This is a genomic window from Paenibacillus sp. FSL H7-0714, assembly GCF_038003765.1.
Lineage (GTDB): Bacteria > Bacillota > Bacilli > Paenibacillales > Paenibacillaceae > Paenibacillus_AQ.
Map to the genome: position 1 here is coordinate 1,064,820 of NZ_JBBOPT010000001.1, position 19,480 is coordinate 1,084,299.

General features: G+C 45.0%; 18 protein-coding genes. 17 read left to right on the plus strand and 1 reads right to left on the minus strand.

Translation table 11 applies throughout. The annotated features are described in order from the left end of the window. The first annotated feature begins 2 nt into the window (after nucleotides 1-2). Nucleotides 3-296 (plus strand): hypothetical protein, encoded by a 294-nt coding sequence (locus tag NST34_RS04685; protein ID WP_341127272.1) that lies wholly within the window; start codon nucleotides 3-5, stop codon nucleotides 294-296. A gap of 41 nt (nucleotides 297-337) precedes the next feature. Here NST34_RS04685 and NST34_RS04690 read toward each other — a convergent pair whose 3' ends face one another. After that, a complete protein-coding gene (locus NST34_RS04690) occupies nucleotides 338-2,248 on the minus strand; it encodes a family 20 glycosylhydrolase (protein ID WP_076299136.1) in 1,911 nt (636 codons plus the stop codon). Nucleotides 2,249-2,332: 84 nt separating this feature from the next. On the opposite strand from NST34_RS04690, the gene NST34_RS04695 reads away from it, so the two are divergent. The 16 genes from NST34_RS04695 to NST34_RS04770 all read left to right on the plus strand — a co-directional run bounded on the left by NST34_RS04695 (nucleotide 2,333) and on the right by NST34_RS04770 (nucleotide 19,478). Then, nucleotides 2,333-3,187, plus strand: a complete 855-nt coding sequence (locus tag NST34_RS04695) for an AraC family transcriptional regulator (RefSeq protein ID WP_076283894.1) — start codon at nucleotides 2,333-2,335, stop codon at nucleotides 3,185-3,187. Nucleotides 3,188-3,726: 539 nt separating this feature from the next. After that, nucleotides 3,727-5,151 carry a sensor histidine kinase gene (locus NST34_RS04700; protein ID WP_262495660.1) on the plus strand — a complete coding sequence of 475 codons (1,425 nt, stop codon included), beginning with the start codon at nucleotides 3,727-3,729 and terminating at the stop codon, nucleotides 5,149-5,151. A 25-nt stretch (nucleotides 5,152-5,176) separates the two neighbouring features. Beyond that, complete coding sequence (locus NST34_RS04705; RefSeq protein WP_042185164.1) at nucleotides 5,177-5,812, plus strand: response regulator; 636 nt, start codon at nucleotides 5,177-5,179, stop codon at nucleotides 5,810-5,812. Between the two features lie 265 nt (nucleotides 5,813-6,077). Next, nucleotides 6,078-6,818 (plus strand): YveK family protein, encoded by a 741-nt coding sequence (locus tag NST34_RS04710; protein WP_341127273.1) that lies wholly within the window; start codon nucleotides 6,078-6,080, stop codon nucleotides 6,816-6,818. Beyond that, nucleotides 6,802-7,443 (plus strand): CpsD/CapB family tyrosine-protein kinase, encoded by a 642-nt coding sequence (locus NST34_RS04715; protein WP_042185169.1) that lies wholly within the window; start codon nucleotides 6,802-6,804, stop codon nucleotides 7,441-7,443. The genes NST34_RS04710 and NST34_RS04715 overlap by 17 nt, the downstream gene beginning before the upstream one ends. Before the next feature lie 149 nt (nucleotides 7,444-7,592). Continuing rightward, a complete protein-coding gene (galU, locus tag NST34_RS04720; protein WP_042185171.1) occupies nucleotides 7,593-8,483 on the plus strand; it encodes a UTP--glucose-1-phosphate uridylyltransferase GalU in 891 nt (296 codons plus the stop codon). A 30-nt stretch (nucleotides 8,484-8,513) separates the two neighbouring features. Beyond that, nucleotides 8,514-9,206 (plus strand): sugar transferase, encoded by a 693-nt coding sequence (locus NST34_RS04725; protein ID WP_042124430.1) that lies wholly within the window; start codon nucleotides 8,514-8,516, stop codon nucleotides 9,204-9,206. A gap of 25 nt (nucleotides 9,207-9,231) precedes the next feature. Then, entirely contained in the window at nucleotides 9,232-10,167 is a 936-nt protein-coding gene (locus NST34_RS04730) for a glycosyltransferase (protein WP_076283896.1), read from the plus strand. Nucleotides 10,168-10,176: 9 nt separating this feature from the next. Further along, nucleotides 10,177-11,523 (plus strand): O-antigen ligase family protein, encoded by a 1,347-nt coding sequence (locus NST34_RS04735; protein ID WP_149646462.1) that lies wholly within the window; start codon nucleotides 10,177-10,179, stop codon nucleotides 11,521-11,523. Continuing rightward, complete coding sequence (locus NST34_RS04740; protein WP_042124436.1) at nucleotides 11,520-12,293, plus strand: WecB/TagA/CpsF family glycosyltransferase; 774 nt, start codon at nucleotides 11,520-11,522, stop codon at nucleotides 12,291-12,293. The genes NST34_RS04735 and NST34_RS04740 overlap by 4 nt, the downstream gene beginning before the upstream one ends. Continuing rightward, a complete protein-coding gene (locus NST34_RS04745; RefSeq protein WP_341127274.1) occupies nucleotides 12,290-13,768 on the plus strand; it encodes an O-antigen ligase family protein in 1,479 nt (492 codons plus the stop codon). Before NST34_RS04740 ends, NST34_RS04745 begins: the two co-directional genes overlap by 4 nt. After that, a complete protein-coding gene (locus tag NST34_RS04750; protein ID WP_341127275.1) occupies nucleotides 13,734-15,119 on the plus strand; it encodes an oligosaccharide flippase family protein in 1,386 nt (461 codons plus the stop codon). The genes NST34_RS04745 and NST34_RS04750 overlap by 35 nt, the downstream gene beginning before the upstream one ends. A gap of 26 nt (nucleotides 15,120-15,145) precedes the next feature. Continuing rightward, nucleotides 15,146-16,003: a glycosyltransferase family 2 protein gene (locus NST34_RS04755; protein WP_076283899.1), complete on the plus strand. Its 858-nt coding sequence runs from the start codon at nucleotides 15,146-15,148 to the stop codon at nucleotides 16,001-16,003. Continuing rightward, the gene (locus tag NST34_RS04760; protein WP_341127276.1) at nucleotides 15,990-17,177 is read left to right on the plus strand and encodes a glycosyltransferase family 4 protein; all 1,188 of its coding nucleotides are present in this window, start codon (nucleotides 15,990-15,992) and stop codon (nucleotides 17,175-17,177) included. The genes NST34_RS04755 and NST34_RS04760 overlap by 14 nt, the downstream gene beginning before the upstream one ends. After that, complete coding sequence (locus NST34_RS04765) at nucleotides 17,177-18,316, plus strand: glycosyltransferase family 4 protein (protein WP_036676593.1); 1,140 nt, start codon at nucleotides 17,177-17,179, stop codon at nucleotides 18,314-18,316. Before NST34_RS04760 ends, NST34_RS04765 begins: the two co-directional genes overlap by 1 nt. A 61-nt stretch (nucleotides 18,317-18,377) precedes the next feature. Further along, entirely contained in the window at nucleotides 18,378-19,478 is a 1,101-nt protein-coding gene (locus tag NST34_RS04770) for a glycosyltransferase (protein ID WP_036676592.1), read from the plus strand. The last annotated feature ends 2 nt before the right edge of the window (nucleotides 19,479-19,480 follow it).

Genomic DNA, 19,480 nt, shown 5'->3' on the forward strand with positions numbered 1-19,480 from the left:
GAATGGAGTGTTATACTTTTGGACAAATGCTTATGACTATTCGAATGGGGCAAAAGGCTGAAACGCCAGACGGCCGCATTGTGATGCGTACCTCTGCGGGACTTATTTGGACCAATGGGATATTGAATGGAAAAACAGTAGAAATCAAAGATTATTTGTTCTCTGATCTGTGGCAAATCTATGAGGATGAGGAAAGCATGAAAGAGGGAATCGGCAGAGAAAAGCATGAAAAGCGGGAGCGGGAAATGCTTGAAAATCAATATGAAGAGCTGCGCCTAGCGAGCCGGAAACATTAAATTCAACGTTCGACTCGCCAATTGCAGCTATGATGAGGAAATTACTTCGATTTCAATGCTTCGTATTGACCTCTAAGACGTAGAAGTCTCCAAATACTTTGATCTAAGCCACCGAGTCGGTTGCGCTCGGTCCACAATAGACGATATTGATGAAGTAGAACATTCAAATCATTGATTTGCTCCGTAATCAGATTAGGGTCAATCGAATCTGGCGCGGATGCCAGCTGCAGTTTAATTCTTCCAAGCTGCACAGCGTGCTTCACAAAATGGATTCCGTTACTCAGTTCCTTAAGAACAAGATCAGCATCATCACATTGAAGATCAAGCCCCGAGAGACGTGCCTCGATAGAGAGCATGTATTCTTCAAGATTGTTGAAATGCTCTTCGGTAAGTTTCTCAACAATTAACAAATTGTCGAGATTAGTACGAAGAAGCAGAGACATTTCCGTATCATTTGAACGAATAATCTCGGATTCAAGCTGATAGTAATTGCCGAGATCAAGGAGTAGTTGACCAATACCCTCGGAACGATCCGCGAAGATGAATGTATTTAAATATTTTGCAGTGTCTACATCTAGATTGTTATCTACATTCCAGGAAAGCGCAGCACCATAAACATATCCAGTGTAGCTGATTGGGAGATGCTGCCAATGCCCATGATCACCCCAATCGGTAATGAGATAGCCGATAGAACCATTATTTTTGCCATGAATAGCTGCACTACGCAGATTGGCAAACATATTGTCGCTACGCCCTGTAATGGAGTTCCATGAGCTGGTACCTGGGCAGACATAGAAAGGAATGCCTGCTTCACGGAATTTGAGGGTATCCGACTCAAAAGGATGTTCCGCACTGTAACCCCATTCCATAGCAATAATATCTTTAGGCAGGTGAGGGATCAGTTCGGGATGTTGGATAATAATATCACCCCAGAATTGCATCGTCTTGCCGCGTTTCGTAACAAGCTCATAAATCTTCTGAAGAAAAGATAAATAGATCTGACCTTTGCCTTGTGATTCAGCCAGCGCCTTGCTTTTGCCAAGACCAAGCTCATACGTCTCATCACAGCCTACATTAAATTGATTAGAGGAGAAGTATGGAAGCAGATCGTCGAACATTTTTTCTAGCAGAGGGAGCACGGCAGGATCTTCGGTATCAAACGTACCGGGATGCATAAATAGTCCTTCTGGATATACATCTCCCATGTACAATTCCTTGGGAAGCATAAATCCCTCTGGAATTTCAGCTAAAGCATTGAATTCAGGACGGGAAAGCCAGCCTTCCATATGTCCAAAGCTGTTCTGGTTTGGAACAAGCTCAATATAACGCGCCTTACAGTAGGCATCTAGAAGCAAGATTTCCTCTCCTGTGATTGGAGTCTCAAGCTCCCACACTTGAGGGAAAGATTCGTACGCGAACGGCGTACCTTCTATATATAGCTGAAGCTGGTTCATCTTCAGATCGGCCATAAGGTCAATGATTCGGTACAAGGTTTCTTGCTTTGGAATTTTATTGCGGCTGATATCAACGGTTATCCCTCTAGCTCCAAAATCAGGTTCATCGCGAATATGCAGATGAGGAATAGATCTGCCGCTTTGTTCAATGATTTGTTTCAGAGTGGCTACTGCGTAGAAGGCACCGACAGGTGAGCTATAGGAGACAACGATACCGCTCTGATCAACAACTATTTCGTATGCCTGCTCAGATAATGACGGCACATAGCTAAAGATACAAGCGGATACGACCGTTGGACGTGTGCCAATAGATAAGGTCAAATGAAGATTTAAGGCTTGTTTAATCACAGCTTGCAGCTTTTGTGCAGCAGGCATTGAACTTTCCTCTCCCGTACTAGGAAGCACAATGCTTCCGCTTATTGGGAAACGGTATGAGTCCTGTGACAATGTGATTTCACGCGGATTAGGCAGAAGCAGTAGTGTAGAATGATTAAGCATAGCGTGGACACCTCTTATTCATGTAGAATATGATCAACTTCACAATAACCTTATCACTACTAAACAGAGGGGGGAATGTCTATAATGTCCAAGCGCATGGATTATATGATCAGTCCATATCCAATACGAATTATTGATCCGAAGGTTGAGTCCTCTAAGCTGAAGCTTAAAAATATTAGAGTAGGACAAGCCGGCCATTTGCCTGGAAGAACGTTATTCCGTTCAGGCGTAGTTTTTGAACACTGGGCTATTGTTTACATAGTATCTGGTGGTGGCACCTATATGGAGACTTCGGGGAAAGAACAGCAGGTGCGTGAAGGCAGCTTATTCTTTTTTCGCCCAGGATACAGTTACAATTTCGGCCCACCACCTGGAGGGAGCTGGGATGAATATTATATTAATTTTAATGGGACACGTGTATCGGAATGGCTAGAGTCGGGTCTAATCGCTGGCGGGAATGTGTTCCAAGCGAATTCGATCATGGGTCTTTCGACCTTATTTGAAGAGGTACTACAACGAATGGAGAGTGGAGAACCTGCAGATGCGGATCGGGCCGCACTACTCGTTGAAAGGATGCTATTGGAGTGTTCTTTTATAATAGAAGAAAAAAGTTGGAATGCTCAGGCAGATTATATGCGTCAGATTCGGGAGGACCTGAATTTATGCATTTATGGTGAAATGGACCTAGAGCAAATTGCGGCAAAACATCATATCTCGATGTCTACCCTTCGTCGTCTTGTTCGGCGTAGTAGCGGGTATCCGCTTCATGAATATATTCACCGTCTTAAAATGGCTGAGGCCAAAAAGCTGCTTCTAAATACCCCATTACAAGTAAAAGAAATATCGGGCATGCTTCATTATAATGATCCATTCTATTTTTCACGTTTATTTAAAAAATATATGGGGATTGCGCCACAGCTTTGTCGTAGTAACATTTAAATCGACATCATACTACTAGAGTCCCAATGTGAATTGTTATAATTATATAATTGTTGTCGTTTTATGAGATATGTTAAAAATTATGGATTAATATTACATAAATACGTTAGTTCTTTATAACTATAGTGGATAAAATGACAAATTTTAGGTATAAAATCTTCTAAAAAAATAATAAATTTTTTGTAACTATTTTTCAAATGGAAGCGCAAACATGGGAAATGTCAGCTTGTTATTGTGATTTTTCTCATGTATGATGCTTTTATCGAGCACAGTACAATCTCGCATTTTCCAAAAAAACTGGAGAATAGGGTGGTGGGATGAAAATCAAACCAACTGCAGAAGACAAACTGATTGAGTATTACAGGTACTTCTCTTTGTCCCTCACATCGCTCATGTATCTTCTAGATAAAACGGGACCTTCCGTAATTTATAAATCCCTTGTTATAGCCATACTCTTTCTGTTTGCACAAACGTTCTCATTTTTTTATCGGAGGTTACGAAGCAGGCCAAAGACTCTCGTCCTGGCTGTTAGTATAGAGATGGTGGGAATTATTGCATTGACTTTGTTTACCGGTGGGTACGAGAGTTCCTTTAGGCTCTATGTGCTAAACCCTGTATTGATTGCTGCAGGCTCATTGTCCATTTATTTTGGATGGTCGCTGCTTTTAAGTTACATCAGTATTTTTGCGGTGCTCTGTTATTTTTTTATCAATTCTGCGAACAAAACTTTTTTGGAAATTGTATTTGTAAATGGGAATCTGTTTCTAACACTGGTACTTACGGTTATAATAATGCAGATCGTTAATCGGATGAAGCGGCAACGTGAAGAATCGAATGCTCGCACGAAAGAGACGATGGAGCATATCAAATCGCTGTACCATATCGTGGAAACCTCAAGCCAACATGATTTCATGAATATCGGTCAAGTGATCACCGATTATGTTGTTAAGCTAACGAAGCTAGATAAGGCTTTGTTTTGGTTCGCCAAGAAAAGCGGAGAACCAGCACCGCAGAGCAGGCAGACCGGCTGGCAGCAGGAAGAGGAACAGTTCTTATTCTCAGAACTGGGCAAACATGAACATGAATGGAGATTGCAGCGAGAGCCTATTTTTAGAAATCTTCCGGGATTAGGAGATTTCCTGCTGATGCCTGTACGGATGAGCACCCGATTTGTAGGGATGATTGGACTCAAGCTGGAGTCTACAGAGGGGCTGGAAGGCCGCAGATGGTATATTCAACAATTGATATTCTTATCTGAGCTAAGTGCGAATATTCTTGAAAGGCATGAGCTTGGTGTGATTGAGAACCGGTTGATCATCACGAACGAACAGAACCGGATTGCGGATGAAATGCACGACAGTGTATCCCAAAGCCTTTTTGGTATTGTGTATGCGACGCATTCGCTGAAGGAATCGTGGAAGAGAATGTCAGATCATGAGCTAGAAGAACAAATTGAGCTTATTCATGACTCTGCTACAAAGGTTGCTAAAGAACTGCGGATCACGATCTACAGTCTTAGCTCCAAGAAGAGTGGCGGGCCTACATGGCTCGGTATGGTAAGATCACATTTAAAGAGCTTATCTAGATTAAATGATGTTGATATTGAATTAAAAATAACGGGAGATGATTTCAGTCTCCCTTATCCTTACCACAAAGCGCTTTTTCGGATTATCTCCGAAGCCACTGGTAATGCCATCAGGCATGGTGCTGCCAGTCGAGTGGATGTAGAACTGTCTCTGAAGCCGACTTGGATTCGATTATTGATTTGTGATAATGGTGTTGGTTTTGATACTGATTTGTTATGGATTGAATCCGAAGATAGTGCGAGTGGGCTTGGCATGAAGAATATGCAATATTTGACGCAGTCGCTAGGTGGCGACTTCCAGCTGTCCAGTAATGAAAATATGGGAACGAGAATCTTGATTTCCATTCCTGTGGGTGTAGCTGAATTAAAGAATGCATAAACTTTAGGGCGGGAGGTCGTTTCTAATGAAAATCGTCATTGTAGATGATCATCCTCTAGTTAGAAGAGGGCTGGCATCCGTTATTTCGATGCAACCGAATGTGAAGTTTGCTGGAGAGGCGACGAACGGCCAAGAAGCGCTTCTTGTGATTGAGGAGACGCAGCCTGACCTTGTACTCATTGATCTTAAGCTAGCGGATGAATCAGGACTTGATGTCATCAAGAAAGCGCGTGCTCGTGGAATCGTTAGTAAGTTTATTCTGCTGACATCATCTGCAAGCAGAGAGGATTTTCTGAAAGCTGAGGAAGTGCTGGTAGACGGATATGTACTGAAAGAGGCATTGCCAGAAGAGTTACTATTTGCTATCCAGTTGGTCCATAAAGGAAGAAAGTATTATGATCCTGGTCTGATGGAAGATAAGATGCGAATGAGTGAAAGCAGTCCGACAGATGAATTGACCCCGAAAGAGAAGGAAGTCTTAATCGAACTAGGACAGGGCGCTTGCAACAGAGAAATTGCCTCACGTCTTTTTATTAGTGAATTTACAGTGAAAAAGCATGTCAGTCAGATTTTAGCGAAATTACAGGTGGCAGATCGTACACAGGCAGCGCTTTACGCAAATGCTGTCGGATTGACCAAATATGAAATGTCTTATGAGTGAAAGTTGAACTAATTTATAAGCATTGTACATAAACACGGACTCGATGTCCGTGTTTTTTTGTGCGTCAAAACTTAAATTAGCCCTAAATATGGCGCTAAAGTATACCTCACCCCCCTCTTAAGGAGTACAACGTCTTACTCCAAAGTGAAGAGGAAAGTGATGATATGAGCCATGTGGCGAATGGTGTGGATTGATAGAATTAAAGCAACAACTGAAACTTTCATGAATGCTTTCAGAATGTAATTTTAGCGGAAGGAGGGTTACTGTGGAAAAGACGATTCTGGATTACATTAACCTGATTAAAAAAAGGTTTTGGCTCATCATGGTGTTCGTTTTGATCTCCTGTGCTACGACTTACTACGTTAGTAAAAACTTCGTTGAACCCGTCTATTCCGCTTCCGGACAGCTGCTTGTCAACAATATTGCCAAGGCTCCCGAGAGCAACAATCTTAACGATTTGAGCTTTAGCCTGAATTTAATTGAGAGTTACAAGGAAATTATGAAATCACCGACCATCATGAAAAGCGTAATAGAAAATCACCCGGAGTTTGGTCTGACGGCTGATGAACTAAGTCAGAAGCTTGAGATTAAAACTTCAGAGAAGAGCCAGGTGATCAACCTCAATGTTCAGGATGAAAACTACACCAAAGCTGCCGGGATCGTAAATGCGGTTTCGCAGACATTCATTCGTGAATTGCCATCGCTGATGAGGGTAGACAATGTGACCTTGCTGACACCGGTCGATCCGACTGATGTTCCAGGGCCCTCGAACGGCGGGTTTGCGATGAATCTCATCATCAGCTTTGTTGTATCGCTTATGGCAGCCCTAGGAATTATTTTGCTGATGGAAACTCTTAACGGCACATTAAGGTCTGAAAAGGAAGCGGAATATGACCTTGGTCTTCCGGTAATTGCTTCGATCGCAACCATTCGTAAACGCGATTTGGGTAAGGCAGCAGGCGGCAACACAAGAGTGAAGGAGGGTGCTTATGTTGCGGCTAAATAAGAGTCTGGTTACGGATGTTAATCCATCCTCGCATATCTCGGAATCGTTCCGATCGCTACGCACATATATACGCCAGCTTGGAATAGCGCAGGGTAGCGGAGGAAAAGTGCTACTCTTTACGTCAGCAGAAGCTGGAGCAGGCAAGACGACGATTTTGTCAAATCTAGCGGTGTCTTTCGTCCAGGATGGCAAGAAGGTAGCGGTGGTGGACTGCAATCTGCGACATCCCGGTCTTCATACAGTGTTTGAAGTAGAGGGTAGTGACGGGCTTGCGGCTTATTTAAGTGGGCAAGAGGAAGCGGATAACATCGCTGTCCTCGGAAATTTGGCCAATCTTTCGGTCATCCCGGCGGGTAAAACGCATGTTAGTCCGCCGGATTTGCTGGGCAACCCCAAAATGACCGCTTTGCTTGAGGAACTAAAAGAAAACTACGATCTGATCCTGCTGGATTCTCCTTCGGCAGTTGATTTCAGTGATGCTCGTATATTGGCACCTCAAGCGGACGGCGTGATCCTGGTGGCCAGATACGGAAAGTCCAAACGGGAATCGATCCGCAAAGCGAAGACGCTGCTTGAACAGACCGGCTCTAATCTAATCGGAATTGCCATGAACCAGGCGAAGTAAATGTTTATGCTTTCGAAGTAAGCTTTGCTCGAAGTCAAATCATTGAAGCTAATGCTCACAAAACTTAAGTTTATGCTTTCGAAGTGAGTTTTGTACGAAGTCAAATCATTGAAGCTAATGCTCACAAAACTTTTAGGAGGTAAAGTGCGATGAAAAAGGTAAAAAAAGTAATCATACCCGCGGCAGGACTAGGTACGCGCTTTCTTCCTGCAACGAAAGCCATGCCTAAAGAAATGCTTCCGATTATCAATAAACCAACCATTCAATACATTGTGGAGGAAGCTATTGCTTCCGGTATTGAAGATATCATCATTGTTACTGGTAAAGGTAAAAGGGCCATTGAGGATCATTTTGACAATGCGTTTGAGCTGGAGTCTAGGCTTCTGGAAGATGGAAAGCTGGATCTGCTTAAAGAGGTTCAGCGTTCAGCCAAGGTAGAAATTCACTATATCCGCCAGAAAGAACCGAAGGGTCTGGGGCATGCCGTATGGTGTGCAAGACGGTTTATCGGAGATGAGCCATTCGGTGTCATGTTAGGCGATGATATCGTCACAGGAGCCGTACCTTGCCTTAAGCAGCTGATCGATCAATATGAAGAAACACAAAACTCGGTTATCGGAGTTCAAGAGATTCCTGATGAATTCACGAATCGCTACGGTATTATTGAACCGGATTTGCAGGACGGTAAATTGTATCGGGTTAACAATTTTGTAGAGAAGCCGCCACTAGGTACGGCACCTTCTAATCTGGCGATCATGGGCCGTTATGTGTTTACTCCAAAGATCTTTAAGTATCTCGATTTGATGGAAGAAGGCGCTGGCGGAGAGATCCAGTTGACAGATGCCATTCAGAAGCTGAATCAGAGCGAACGGGTATATGCCTATAATTTTGACGGAACAAGATATGATGTCGGCGAGCGGCTTGGATATATTTTGACAACACTTGAATTTGCACTGCAAAGTGAAGATTTGCGCTATCCGGTGATGGATGCAATGGCGGAATGGCTGAATAAAATGGGACAAACCAGCTTGAGTAGTTAAGTTGAGTTCGCAAAATTTTAGATGAGGAGGATGAGCATGCAAAAACTGCCGGAAGACTACGAGGCGGTCCTGCCGAAACTTTACATGCTGCATACCGATGAGAGAAGGAAAGAAGCGGAGTCCTATTTGATAATGAAACGGATGATCGATATCTTTTTTTCCGCTCTTGGTCTTCTCGTGTTAATGCCATTATTTGTTGTCGTGGCGATTCTGATCAAGCTGGAGGATCCGAAAGGAAAGGTGTTCTTTCGGCAAAACCGGGTTGGGAAGAATGAAAAGCAGTTCCCGATGTATAAGTTCAGATCCATGGTTAGTAACGCTGAGGAGTTAAAAGAAAACCTGATGGCCTATAACGAAGTGAGCGGTGCCATGTTCAAGATTAAGAACGATCCGCGGATCACACAGATAGGGAGATTCCTGCGCAAGACGAGCATCGATGAGCTGCCTCAGCTGTGGAATGTGCTGATAGGTCAAATGAGTCTGGTCGGTCCTCGTCCTCCGCTGCCTGAAGAGGTGGCTCAGTATACGGAATATGACAAACAGCGTTTGACGGTTACACCAGGCTGTACCGGATATTGGCAAGTAAATGCCCGAAACAGTGTCGGCTTCGACGAAATGGTACAGCTGGACTTAACCTACATCCATATTCGGAGCACCATGCTGGATCTAAAAATCATTGCTAAAACCGGACTGATGTTACTCGGTTCAAAAGATGCTTATTAATAATGTGGAAATTAGGTGAATGCCGATGCGTGAATACGGAGACGTTCCTAAGCTTTCCATTATCATCTGTACCTACAACAGAGCACCTTTATTGATCAAGACGCTTCAGTCACTTTTAAAGCTGGATCACTTAGAGCAGGCGGAGATCATTGTTGTGGATAACTGTTCCAAGGATGATACTGAAGCTTGCGTCAAAAAGTTTATAGGAAAGCATGGAGCTGATGTGGATATCCGCTACATGATGGAGCCGATGCAGGGGCTTTCAGCGGCTAGAAATACAGGAATTCTGGCTTCCAAATCGCCGCTGATTGCCTTTCTCGATGATGATGCGATACCTTGCCAGCGTTGGATAACAACGATTGTCAGTACTTTCGAGAGTAAACCGGAGGTCATGGCTATGGGAGGCAAAATCGCTCCGATATTCGAAAGTAAACGTCCGGACTGGTTGATTAAACCCTTTGAGCTTCCGTATACGATTGTTGATTTAGGTAGCCGGATTAAGGAATATCCCAAGCAACTTCATCCTTGTGGGGCCAATATGGCGATGCGGAAGCTCGTATTCGACATCAGTCTTTTTCCCCTGGATCTCGGAAGAAAGGGTGATTCTCTACTCTCCGGTGAAGAGACCTGGTTATTCGGACAGATTCAAAAAGAAGGGCATTCCATCCTCTATCATCCGGAAATGGCAGTTGACCATTTCGTTCCGGCGGCCCGTTTGACGGAAGACTGGATTATGAGGCGCTATTATAGCCAAGGTATTTCTAACGCTATGAAAAGCGAAGGGTTAAAAGGCAAGCTAATTCTAGTGGGAAAGACAGCCGCTAAGCTCGTGTATATCCTGGCTGATTCTATCCTCTCAAGAAGTAAAGGAAGAAGGCTTTTGAACAAATGCAGGCTGGAGAGTATTCGTGGAACGCTTCATATGATTCTCAATCGGGAGAGGCATTCCGCAGCGGGGTGAGGGATTAACATGACAAATTTTGAGTGGGGCTCCAAATTAAATGTTTTGCCATACGGGATGCTCTATCTCATGTCGGCCCTGTTCTTTGGAACGGCGGTCATCTACCAGCCGATGATTGCGATAGCTGCCGTGCTTCTGATTATTTTGCTGGGAATCTCAATTTCACGGCCTGAACTGATCAGTTATTTCGTTCTAATCACGACGGCAATATCGATTAACTTTTTATATGATGGCAGCATGTTCGGAATGGAGATACTGTCCCTTTATAAATTGGTTATCGTGATGCTGCTTGTTCCTTGTATTCTGGTCAATGGTTTGCGGTTTCGTCTGAGTCACCCCTTGTGGGCAATGGTAGCGCTGCTGGTGATTACCTTTGGGTCTTCGATCTGGCTGCCGGAAATGACCTCATCCATTGCAGTTAAAGCTTTTATCGGTCTATCCATTCCATTCGTATTTTTATTAATCAACTGGAAAAAGAATGTAGCTGAGCTGCAAATCAAAATCATCTGTATGCTTCCCCTTGTTAGTGTAGTGGTTGGTTTGTTGCTGCAGCTTGCGCATGTTCATAATTTTCTCAACATCGAGTATACAGGCGCTGTACGGATTCAGGGGGCTAATATTCCTGCGCATCTAGCGATGCTGGCCTTTATGGGAGTAGCGATTCCATTTATAGAGGTGAAGCGGAATCCGCAGCAAGCACGCTTTTTCTATATCATGTTAGTTCTAAATTTCTTTATCTTGATTGGAACAGGAACAAGAGGGCCAATATTGGCACTTGGACTTACCGTTCTCTATTACTTTTATGATATTCTCCGCCAATATTTGAAGGGCAGAACCTATCTGCTAATTCCGTTGATGGGTGCATTTTTCCTGATTATGGTCGCCGTCTTCTGGCAGCTCGATAATTTTGAGAAACGTTCCTTTGAGAGACAGACAGATACGGCTGTTGATTTATCAGGAAGGTCAGAGGCATGGGAGTATTTTTTAAATAAGGCTGCGGACTCTCCTTGGTCTGGTAGAGGGCTGGGAGCAGTGACGGTAGCAAATGATGGAACATTGTATAAGGGTTTTGTAGTTCCGCACAACGAGTATATCCGCTTTTACTTCGATGGGGGATATATTGGCGCTATTCTGTTGATGTTCTCTTTATTGGCTGTGTTTATTCTGGTGTACAGAGCATTGGCTTCACCGATCAAACCTTATTATTTGTTATTTATTGCAGCGTTTTTAATCTACTCATTCTCCGATAACACGCTGTCGACGGTCCAATTTATTATTCCGTTCTGTTGGTACCTGAACTGCCTGTATCGATCTTCACAGCCAACCGATTCCCCACAAAAAGAAGTGATACGATGAATCAAGTGAATATGTTCGATGTCAATTTTGATAACTATGATTTCATGGATTTACTTGATTACATTGATAAAACCATTCAGGAGAGGAATCAGTCTTATATCCTCACTTGCAATGTAGATCATGTGATCAAGCTTCGTAAGGATAAAGAATTTCAAACGGTATATTCGAAGGCAGGTGCAGTTGTTGCTGACGGAATGCCACTGATCTGGGCATCCAAAATGCTAGGCAAGCCGCTTAAGCAGAAGGTATCCGGCGCGGATCTATTTAATCGATTGGGCAACGCCTTTGAGCAAAGGAAGTACCGGCTGTTCTTCTTAGGCTCAGCTGAAGGCGTGGCGGAACGGGCAGCGATGAATTTGAAAACAGCGCATCCCGGAATAAATGTGGTTGGCTGTTATTCTCCATCCTATGGATTCGAGCACAATGAGGAGGAGAATGAACGCATTATAGAAATGCTGACAGAGTGCCAGCCAGATATCGTGTTTGTTGGTGTAGGAGCGCCTAAGCAAGAAAAGTGGATTTATCGCCACTATACCTCTTATCAAGCTCCGATATCGATCGGAGTGGGAGCGACCTTTGATTTTCTATCAGGCTCAGTGAAACGAGCGCCTAGCTTCATGCAAAAAACAGGGTTCGAATGGTTCTGGCGGCTTAGCCAGGAGCCGGGCCGGCTCTGGAAAAGATATCTTGTGGACGATGCACAATTTCTACTTTTATTACTTAAGGAACTGCGTAAGCGGGATAAGGTGAAGGAAGGAGGCTTGGAATGAGTGTATTTACGCCCCCATCACTTAGGTTCATCAAGACAGTTGGATTAATAGGGGGGACTGCTGCTGTAGGTGTCTCTCTTCCGCTGATCATCGGCTTCTCCAGTGCGATGCTGAGTTCATCGAACAGTCTGCAGGGAGCCATTCTCTCAGCCATCCTATTCCCGGCTTTCTTGTTAGCCATACTTAGACCGAAAATGCTGGTTGCTTATACCTTGCTAATCTGGGCAGTAGCTCCAGAGCTGCGCCGTATTGCTGACTGGTCAGAAGGAGTGTATCACTCTGTATCCTTGCTGAGCTTAGCACCCTTGTTAACCGGTGTAACCTTGATCATTCCGCTGCTGAAGGAGATTCACAATATTCAAAAATCCTCCACGCGGATCATGTTAATGTTCGCAGTAGCGCTGGGTTATGGTGCTTTAATCGGTTTGGCTAAGAATGGCATGGGCTCAGTTTATGACTTAGCGAGTTATATTGTGCCACTGCTGTTATTGCCGTACTTCGCCGTCACGAAGTTCAAGCCGAAGGATATCGATCGATTGCTTACCGCTTTTGCCAATATTGCTGTCCTAGTTGCCATTTACGGGATTGTTCAGTATTTGACGGTGCCACCTTGGGATGTATTCTGGATGAAACATGCGGACATGATGTCCATCGGAAATCCATATCCATTGGAAATTCGAGTGTTCTCTACGCTGAATTCGCCCGGACCGGCTGCAACCTTCTTAGCGTTTGCTTTAGTTCCGATGATACTGGAGAAAAAATGGCGGGGAACATTGCGCTGGATCGGCGTGCTGCTGGTTGTAATCTGCCTGCTGACTACTTTAGTACGCGCGGCATGGCTGATTCTTCTGGTGATGTTGCTCATGTACATTGGAACCTCTCCCTCTAAGGGAAAATGGAAAACCTTGATCCAATTAGTTTTTGTGGCTGCTGCGTTGTTCTGGGTTGTGCCGAAATTGCCTGGTGCCGAAGGACTGGTTGCTCGGGTAGAGACACTTTCTTCTGTTCAAGAAGATCACTCTTATAATGAACGGCTAAGCTTATGGCAAAACATGCTGCCGATGGTCGCCGCCAATCCAGTAGGTCAGGGAATCGGTAGTGTAGGCCAAGGGACTAAGCTTGGTAATGACGGCGAGCTTGGAGAGTACGGAATTATGGATAACGGAGTTATCGCCTTACTGCTTACCTTTGGTATTCTGGGTGCTGTTTTCTTCTTCGGAGCTTTAGGCGCAGTTGTCAAACAGATATTCGCTAGAGTAATCAGCAGGGACCAATTGCAGCCATACGCCCGACTTGCTCTTGCTACTTGGACCGGTGCGATAGTCAGTTTGGTATCAGATAATGGGTTTCCCGGACTCAAGGGATACTTAATCTGGATGCTGATCGGTCTTGGCCTCAGCGCAAGGGAGATCACACAAAGTAGAAGGAAGGGAACACCGTATGCAGCAGTTGAATGCAAAATCTCTCCCCGCTAGAACAATCTGGTCATCTTTTAGATTGTTCGCGAAGAGTAAGGACAACAGCTCGGCAGCCGTGAAGACAATGTTTGTCAGTGTCATGATCCTACTGATTAACATGTTAACGGGTGTACTGACCGCCCGTTATCTTGGACCGACAGGACGTGGGGAACAGACGGCAATGATTAACTGGTCACAGTTTCTGGCCTTTAGCATGAGCTTTGGGATTCCATCAGCTCTCATCTATAACGCTAAGAAAAACCCAGAGGATGCCGGAGTGCTTTATCGTATGGCATTGCTGCTCGGTACCATTTTTGGGGTCATAGCGATGATTATAGGTATCGTGGTCTTGCCTTATTGGCTGAAATCCTTCAGTCCGGAGGTCGTGACCTTTGCTCAGTGGTCTATGATTCTGTGTCCGATTATAGTGATCTCCCAAATTAACAATGCAGCTTTTCAATTCAGAGGTGAATACAAGAGGTTTAATTGGATTCGCTATCTAGTGCCGTTGCTTACACTGACGATGATCGGGATATTGATCGCGCTGGATCAGATGAATCCATTTACAACTGCAGTTGCCTATCTTCTTCCTGGAGCACCGCTGTTTATCGGAATGACGATTTCCTTGCTTCGCACCTATAAGGTGAAGATGAGAGGGGCCTATCAGAATTTAAAAAGATTGTTCACTTACGGGCTGGGTTCCTACGGCAATGACTTGCTTGGCAATTTCTCTACCTATATCGATCAGATCGTAATTGCCGGTTTGTTAAGACCTGCTGATTTGGGGCTGTATGTAGTGGCTGTGAGTCTATCGCGGATGGTTAATTTTTTCTCAAGCTCGATTACGATCGTCTTGTTTCCTAAGGCTTCTGAGCTGTCAAAAGAACAGGCAGTTGAGTTAACATTCAAAGCCTTTCGAATCAGTACGACCTTCACCATGCTTGGCGGAGTAGTTCTGATGCTCTTAGCCCCTTTAGTAATTCCGTTGATGTACGGCAAAGACTTCAATGCGGCATTAACCGTGTTTCGCTTATTGCTCCTTGAAGTGACTATTAGCGGGGGGACGATCATTCTGGCGCAGGCCTTTATGGCGCTAGGCAAGCCGAAAATTGTTTCGATGCTTCAAGGTTTTGGCTTACTCTTGGTTATCCCAATGTTGTTCCTGCTCATCCCTAAGTTTGGCTTACTCGGAGCAGGGATAGCGATGCTGTCATCAGCAATCCTGCGATTCTTCTTCATTGTTCTCAATATAAAGTATACCTTAAAAGTTAAACTACCCCGGCTGCTCATTACCCGGGAGGACATCCAGTGGATGAAGACGACGATGAATTCTTACATTCGCAAGAAACCGATGGATATGAATGGATAATGCGAAAGACAAAGGAGGAAACCTTCATGGATTCAGTAAAAAGCGTGGTAGGCGGCCAAAACAATTATCCAATATCGGCTGTCATCATCGCTCAGGATGACGAAGTTCGAATATCTAAGGCCATACAATCCTGCAGGTTATTCGCCGACGAGGTGATTGTGATTGACGGAGGCAGCAAAGACGGGACAGTTCAGCTTTCCGAAAGCTTGAATTGTCGTGTATACGTCAACCCATGGCCCGGATATGCGAAACAGAGGGAGTTCGGAGTAGAACGCGCGGTTCATGATTGGGTCTTCCTTATTGATACTGACGAAGTGGTCAGCGACGAGTTGGCCGCAAGTATTCTTGAACTGAAACCGGGGCTTATGGATCAATCGGTTGCCTATTCTATCTACCGGATCGGTGATTTTATGGGCAGATGGCTGGATCGTGGCGAATATCTAGTGCGCCTTTACAACCGCAAAGCGTATGGAATTCGAAACAGCTTGGTGCACGAGATGCCCGAGGTCTCTGAAGAGCGAACCATACGTTTGACAGGAACCCTCTGGCATTATGGTTACCGCAGTATTAACGATCATGTGGCACGTTTCAATAAGTATACTGACTTGGAAGCTGAAAGTGCGTATGCCAAGGGCAAACGATTTCGGGTCAGTCATCTGCTGTTAAGACCGCCAGCCCGTTTCCTGCAAAAGTATTTCTTACACGGGTTGTTCAAGAAGGGAATGTCAGGTTTCGGTGTATCCGTATTCTGGGTCATGTATGAATTCATGGTCGGCTTCAAGCATTACGAATTAATTAGATCGGGAAAGCTGACTCAGCACAATGCGAAGACGAGTCAGACCGAGAAGGAGAATAAAGGAGAGAGAAGCTATGCCGTACAGTGACGGATTGAACATTATGACGACAGGCCTTAGCTGGCCGTCGCTACAGCCGGGTGGGCTTAACACGTATTTCAAATCCGTTTGCGAGCAACTCTCCTCACGTAATCGGGTGCATGCGCTGATTTGCAGTCAAGAAACGCCTGCTACCCCTGAGGAATTGATTATTCACAATGCCGGAGATCCAAAAGATGGGATCTGGAAACGTAAGGATGCTTTCCAGCGTAAGGCGGCCGATCTGATGGGAGAGGGCAGTGGCCGTATAGATATTTTATACACTCACTTTGCTCCTTATGGTATTGGTCCAGCACTGGAAGCAAAGAAACGCGGGATTCCTGTAGTGATGACTTTTCATGGCCCATGGAATGAAGAAATGAAAATCGAAGGTCAAGGAATTAAGCACCGGATCAAAACAACCATCGCCAAATCCATTGAACATAGAGCCTATAAACTAGCGGATAAGTTCATCGTGCTTAGTGAGACGTTCCGGGACATTCTCCATAAGCTGCACGGAGTGCCTCTACACAAAATTATAGTGATTCCAGGAGCAGCTAATGTGGAACGTTTTATTCCCGCTACGAATCGATTGGCGATTCGCCGAAGCTTAAATTTACCTGAGGGAGCAACAACCGTGCTGACTGTTCGGCGGTTGGTCAATCGGATGGGACTACTACAGCTGCTTGAAGCCTGGAAGCAAGTTGCGGAGCGTTTCCCGAATGCAATTCTGCTGATTGGTGGTAAAGGGCCGTTGCGGGGAGAACTGGAAGAAAAGATCGCCGACTATGGCTTAAGCAATAAGGTAAGACTGCTAGGCTACATTCCCGATCATGAGCTAGCCTCTTATTATCAGGCAGCGGATATGTTCGTGGTTCCCTCACAGGCATTGGAGGGCTTTGGTTTGATTACCGTTGAAGCCTTATCTTCAGGATTGCCAGTGATGGCTACACCGATTGGCGGCAATAAGGAAATATTGCAAGGCTTCCGGCCGGAATTACTATTTAAGAGTTCAAGTAGTGACCACATGGCTGAAGGTATGATCCATATGCTTAGCAATCGAAAGCTGCTTCCGAGCCGGGATGAATGTAGAGAGCATGTACTGGAGAGATATACCTGGGAGCATGTTACGGATCAAGTAGAATCCGTGTTCCTGCAAGCTTTAGGAGAGGAGGTGACCACGTAATGCTTAGAGTGGCCTATATAGATCACACTGCTAAATGGAGTGGTGGAGAAGTTGCCCTGTTTAACATCCTTACCCATATTGGAGAACAGATCGATCCACTGGTAATTCTGGCTGAGGATGGTGCGCTGGCTGAACGGCTACGTGAAAAAGGGATGGATGTCCGTATTATTCCACTGGATGAGAGCATCAGAAGTCGTGGGAGAAATGCAGTCAACTTGGGAGCACCTGCTGCAGCCTTCAAGCTGTTGGCTTATGGCCGCAAGCTTGCGCCGCTCTTAAAAGCGGAGAAGGTAGATTGCGTGCACACCAATTCCTTGAAATCTGCATTATACGGAGCCATCGCTGCAAAAATAGCGGGCGTTCCATTGATCTGGCACATCCGGGATCATATTGGGGCCCCTTATTTAAAGCCTATCGTTGCCAAAGGCATTCGTTTGCTGTCACGCCTGCTCCCCAATGGAGTCATCGCGAATTCACATTCTACACTGAATGCTTTGGAGCTGCCGCGATCGAAAAAAACGCTGGTCGTATACTCCGCATTCGCTAAAGCGATTGGTAATGGGATCGGCATGCGGGACCAGAAGGATTTCAACGTATTGCTAGTTGGTCGATTGGCGCATTGGAAGGGTCAGCATATTGTGCTGGAAGCCGCAAAAAGCTTTAAGAACGAACCTCGTGTGAAGTTCTGGCTGGCCGGAGACGCTCTGTTTGGAGAAGAGGCTTATAAGCAGGAATTGCTGCAAAAGATAAAAAACGACGAGCTTACTAATGTAAGCATGCTAGGGCATGTGGATGATATTCAAGGCCTTATGAATACTGCTGATTTACTGATTCACACTTCGGTAACTCCTGAGCCTTTTGGCCAAGTTATCGTTGAAGGAATGGCAGCGGGATTACCGGTGATCGCCTCCAATGAAGGCGGGCCGGTAGAAATTGTAGTTCAAGGTGAGACAGGACTACTGATAGAGCCTGGTGACGCGGCGATACTGGCAGACTCCATTAAATGGATGCTGGATCACCCAGAGGAAAGACGGCGGATGGCGGACAATGGGATGAAACGAGTGAAAGAGCATTTTGTTATCGAGAATACGGTCAAGGACATCGTTGACTACTATAAAGGTTTGTTGGCGGGCACCTGACAGATGAGATGACGCGGTAATTCTGAAGATGATGCTCCATAAAACTTTGAGGATGATTCACATGAAAATTGCGATAGCGCATGATTACTTAATCCAAATGGGCGGCGCGGAAAGAGTGGTGGAAGTCTTTCATCACATGTATCCCGAGGCTCCAATCTACACAACGGTTTTTAACGGAAGCCGCCTTACTGACAATCTCAAAGATGCGGATATCCGTGCCTCCTGGCTGCAAAAGATTCCGGGGGTAAAGACCAATTTTAAAGGGGTGCTGCCACTTTATCCAATGGCCATCCGTGATTTGGACTTTCGCGGTTTCGATATCGTCCTGAGTTCCAGCAGTGCTTTTATGAAAAGTATACAGGTTCCTAAACATACGTTTCATCTTTGTTACTGCCATACACCTATGCGCTTCGCATGGGATTACGACACCTACATGGAACGTCAGTCCAATTCCGGGCTGTTCAAAAAAATGCTTAAGGTATACATGCAGCAGCTCAAAACGTGGGACCAACGGACTTCCAAAAATGTGAATCAGTTCGTAGCCAATTCTTCAGTAGTGAAGACGAGGATTCAGAATTATTATCACCGGGATGCAGATGTCATATTTCCACCGATTAATACAGCCCGGTTTACAAGCTCTTCTACCATTGGTGACTATTATTTAATTGTCTCCCGGCTTGTTTCCTACAAGCGGATTGATCTGGCAGTAGAGGCTTTCAATCGTAATGGTCTTAAGCTTTATATCGTAGGGGATGGACCGGATCGCAAGCGTCTCGAAGGCATGGCTAAGGATAATGTATCGTTTCTGGGCCGGCTAGAAGATGAGCAAGTGACTGGAATGATGGCACAGTGTAGAGCGTTCATTTTTCCAGGAGAAGAGGACTTTGGAATTACACCGCTGGAAGCGAACGCTGCAGGAAGACCGGTAATTGCTTATCAAGCAGGTGGGGCACTGGATACTATTATTCCTTATGTAAATGGTGTGTTCTTTCAGCATCAAGAAGTGGAGGATCTGCTTAAGGCTATTTATGAGGTAGAGTCCTACGCTTGGGATATCGATCAAATTATGGAGCATGCACGTAAATTCGATGAGCAGGCGTTTATGGTTAAGTTCAAGCAGTATGTTGAGCAGGCCTACGTCAATTTTCTAAAAGGAGGATGATT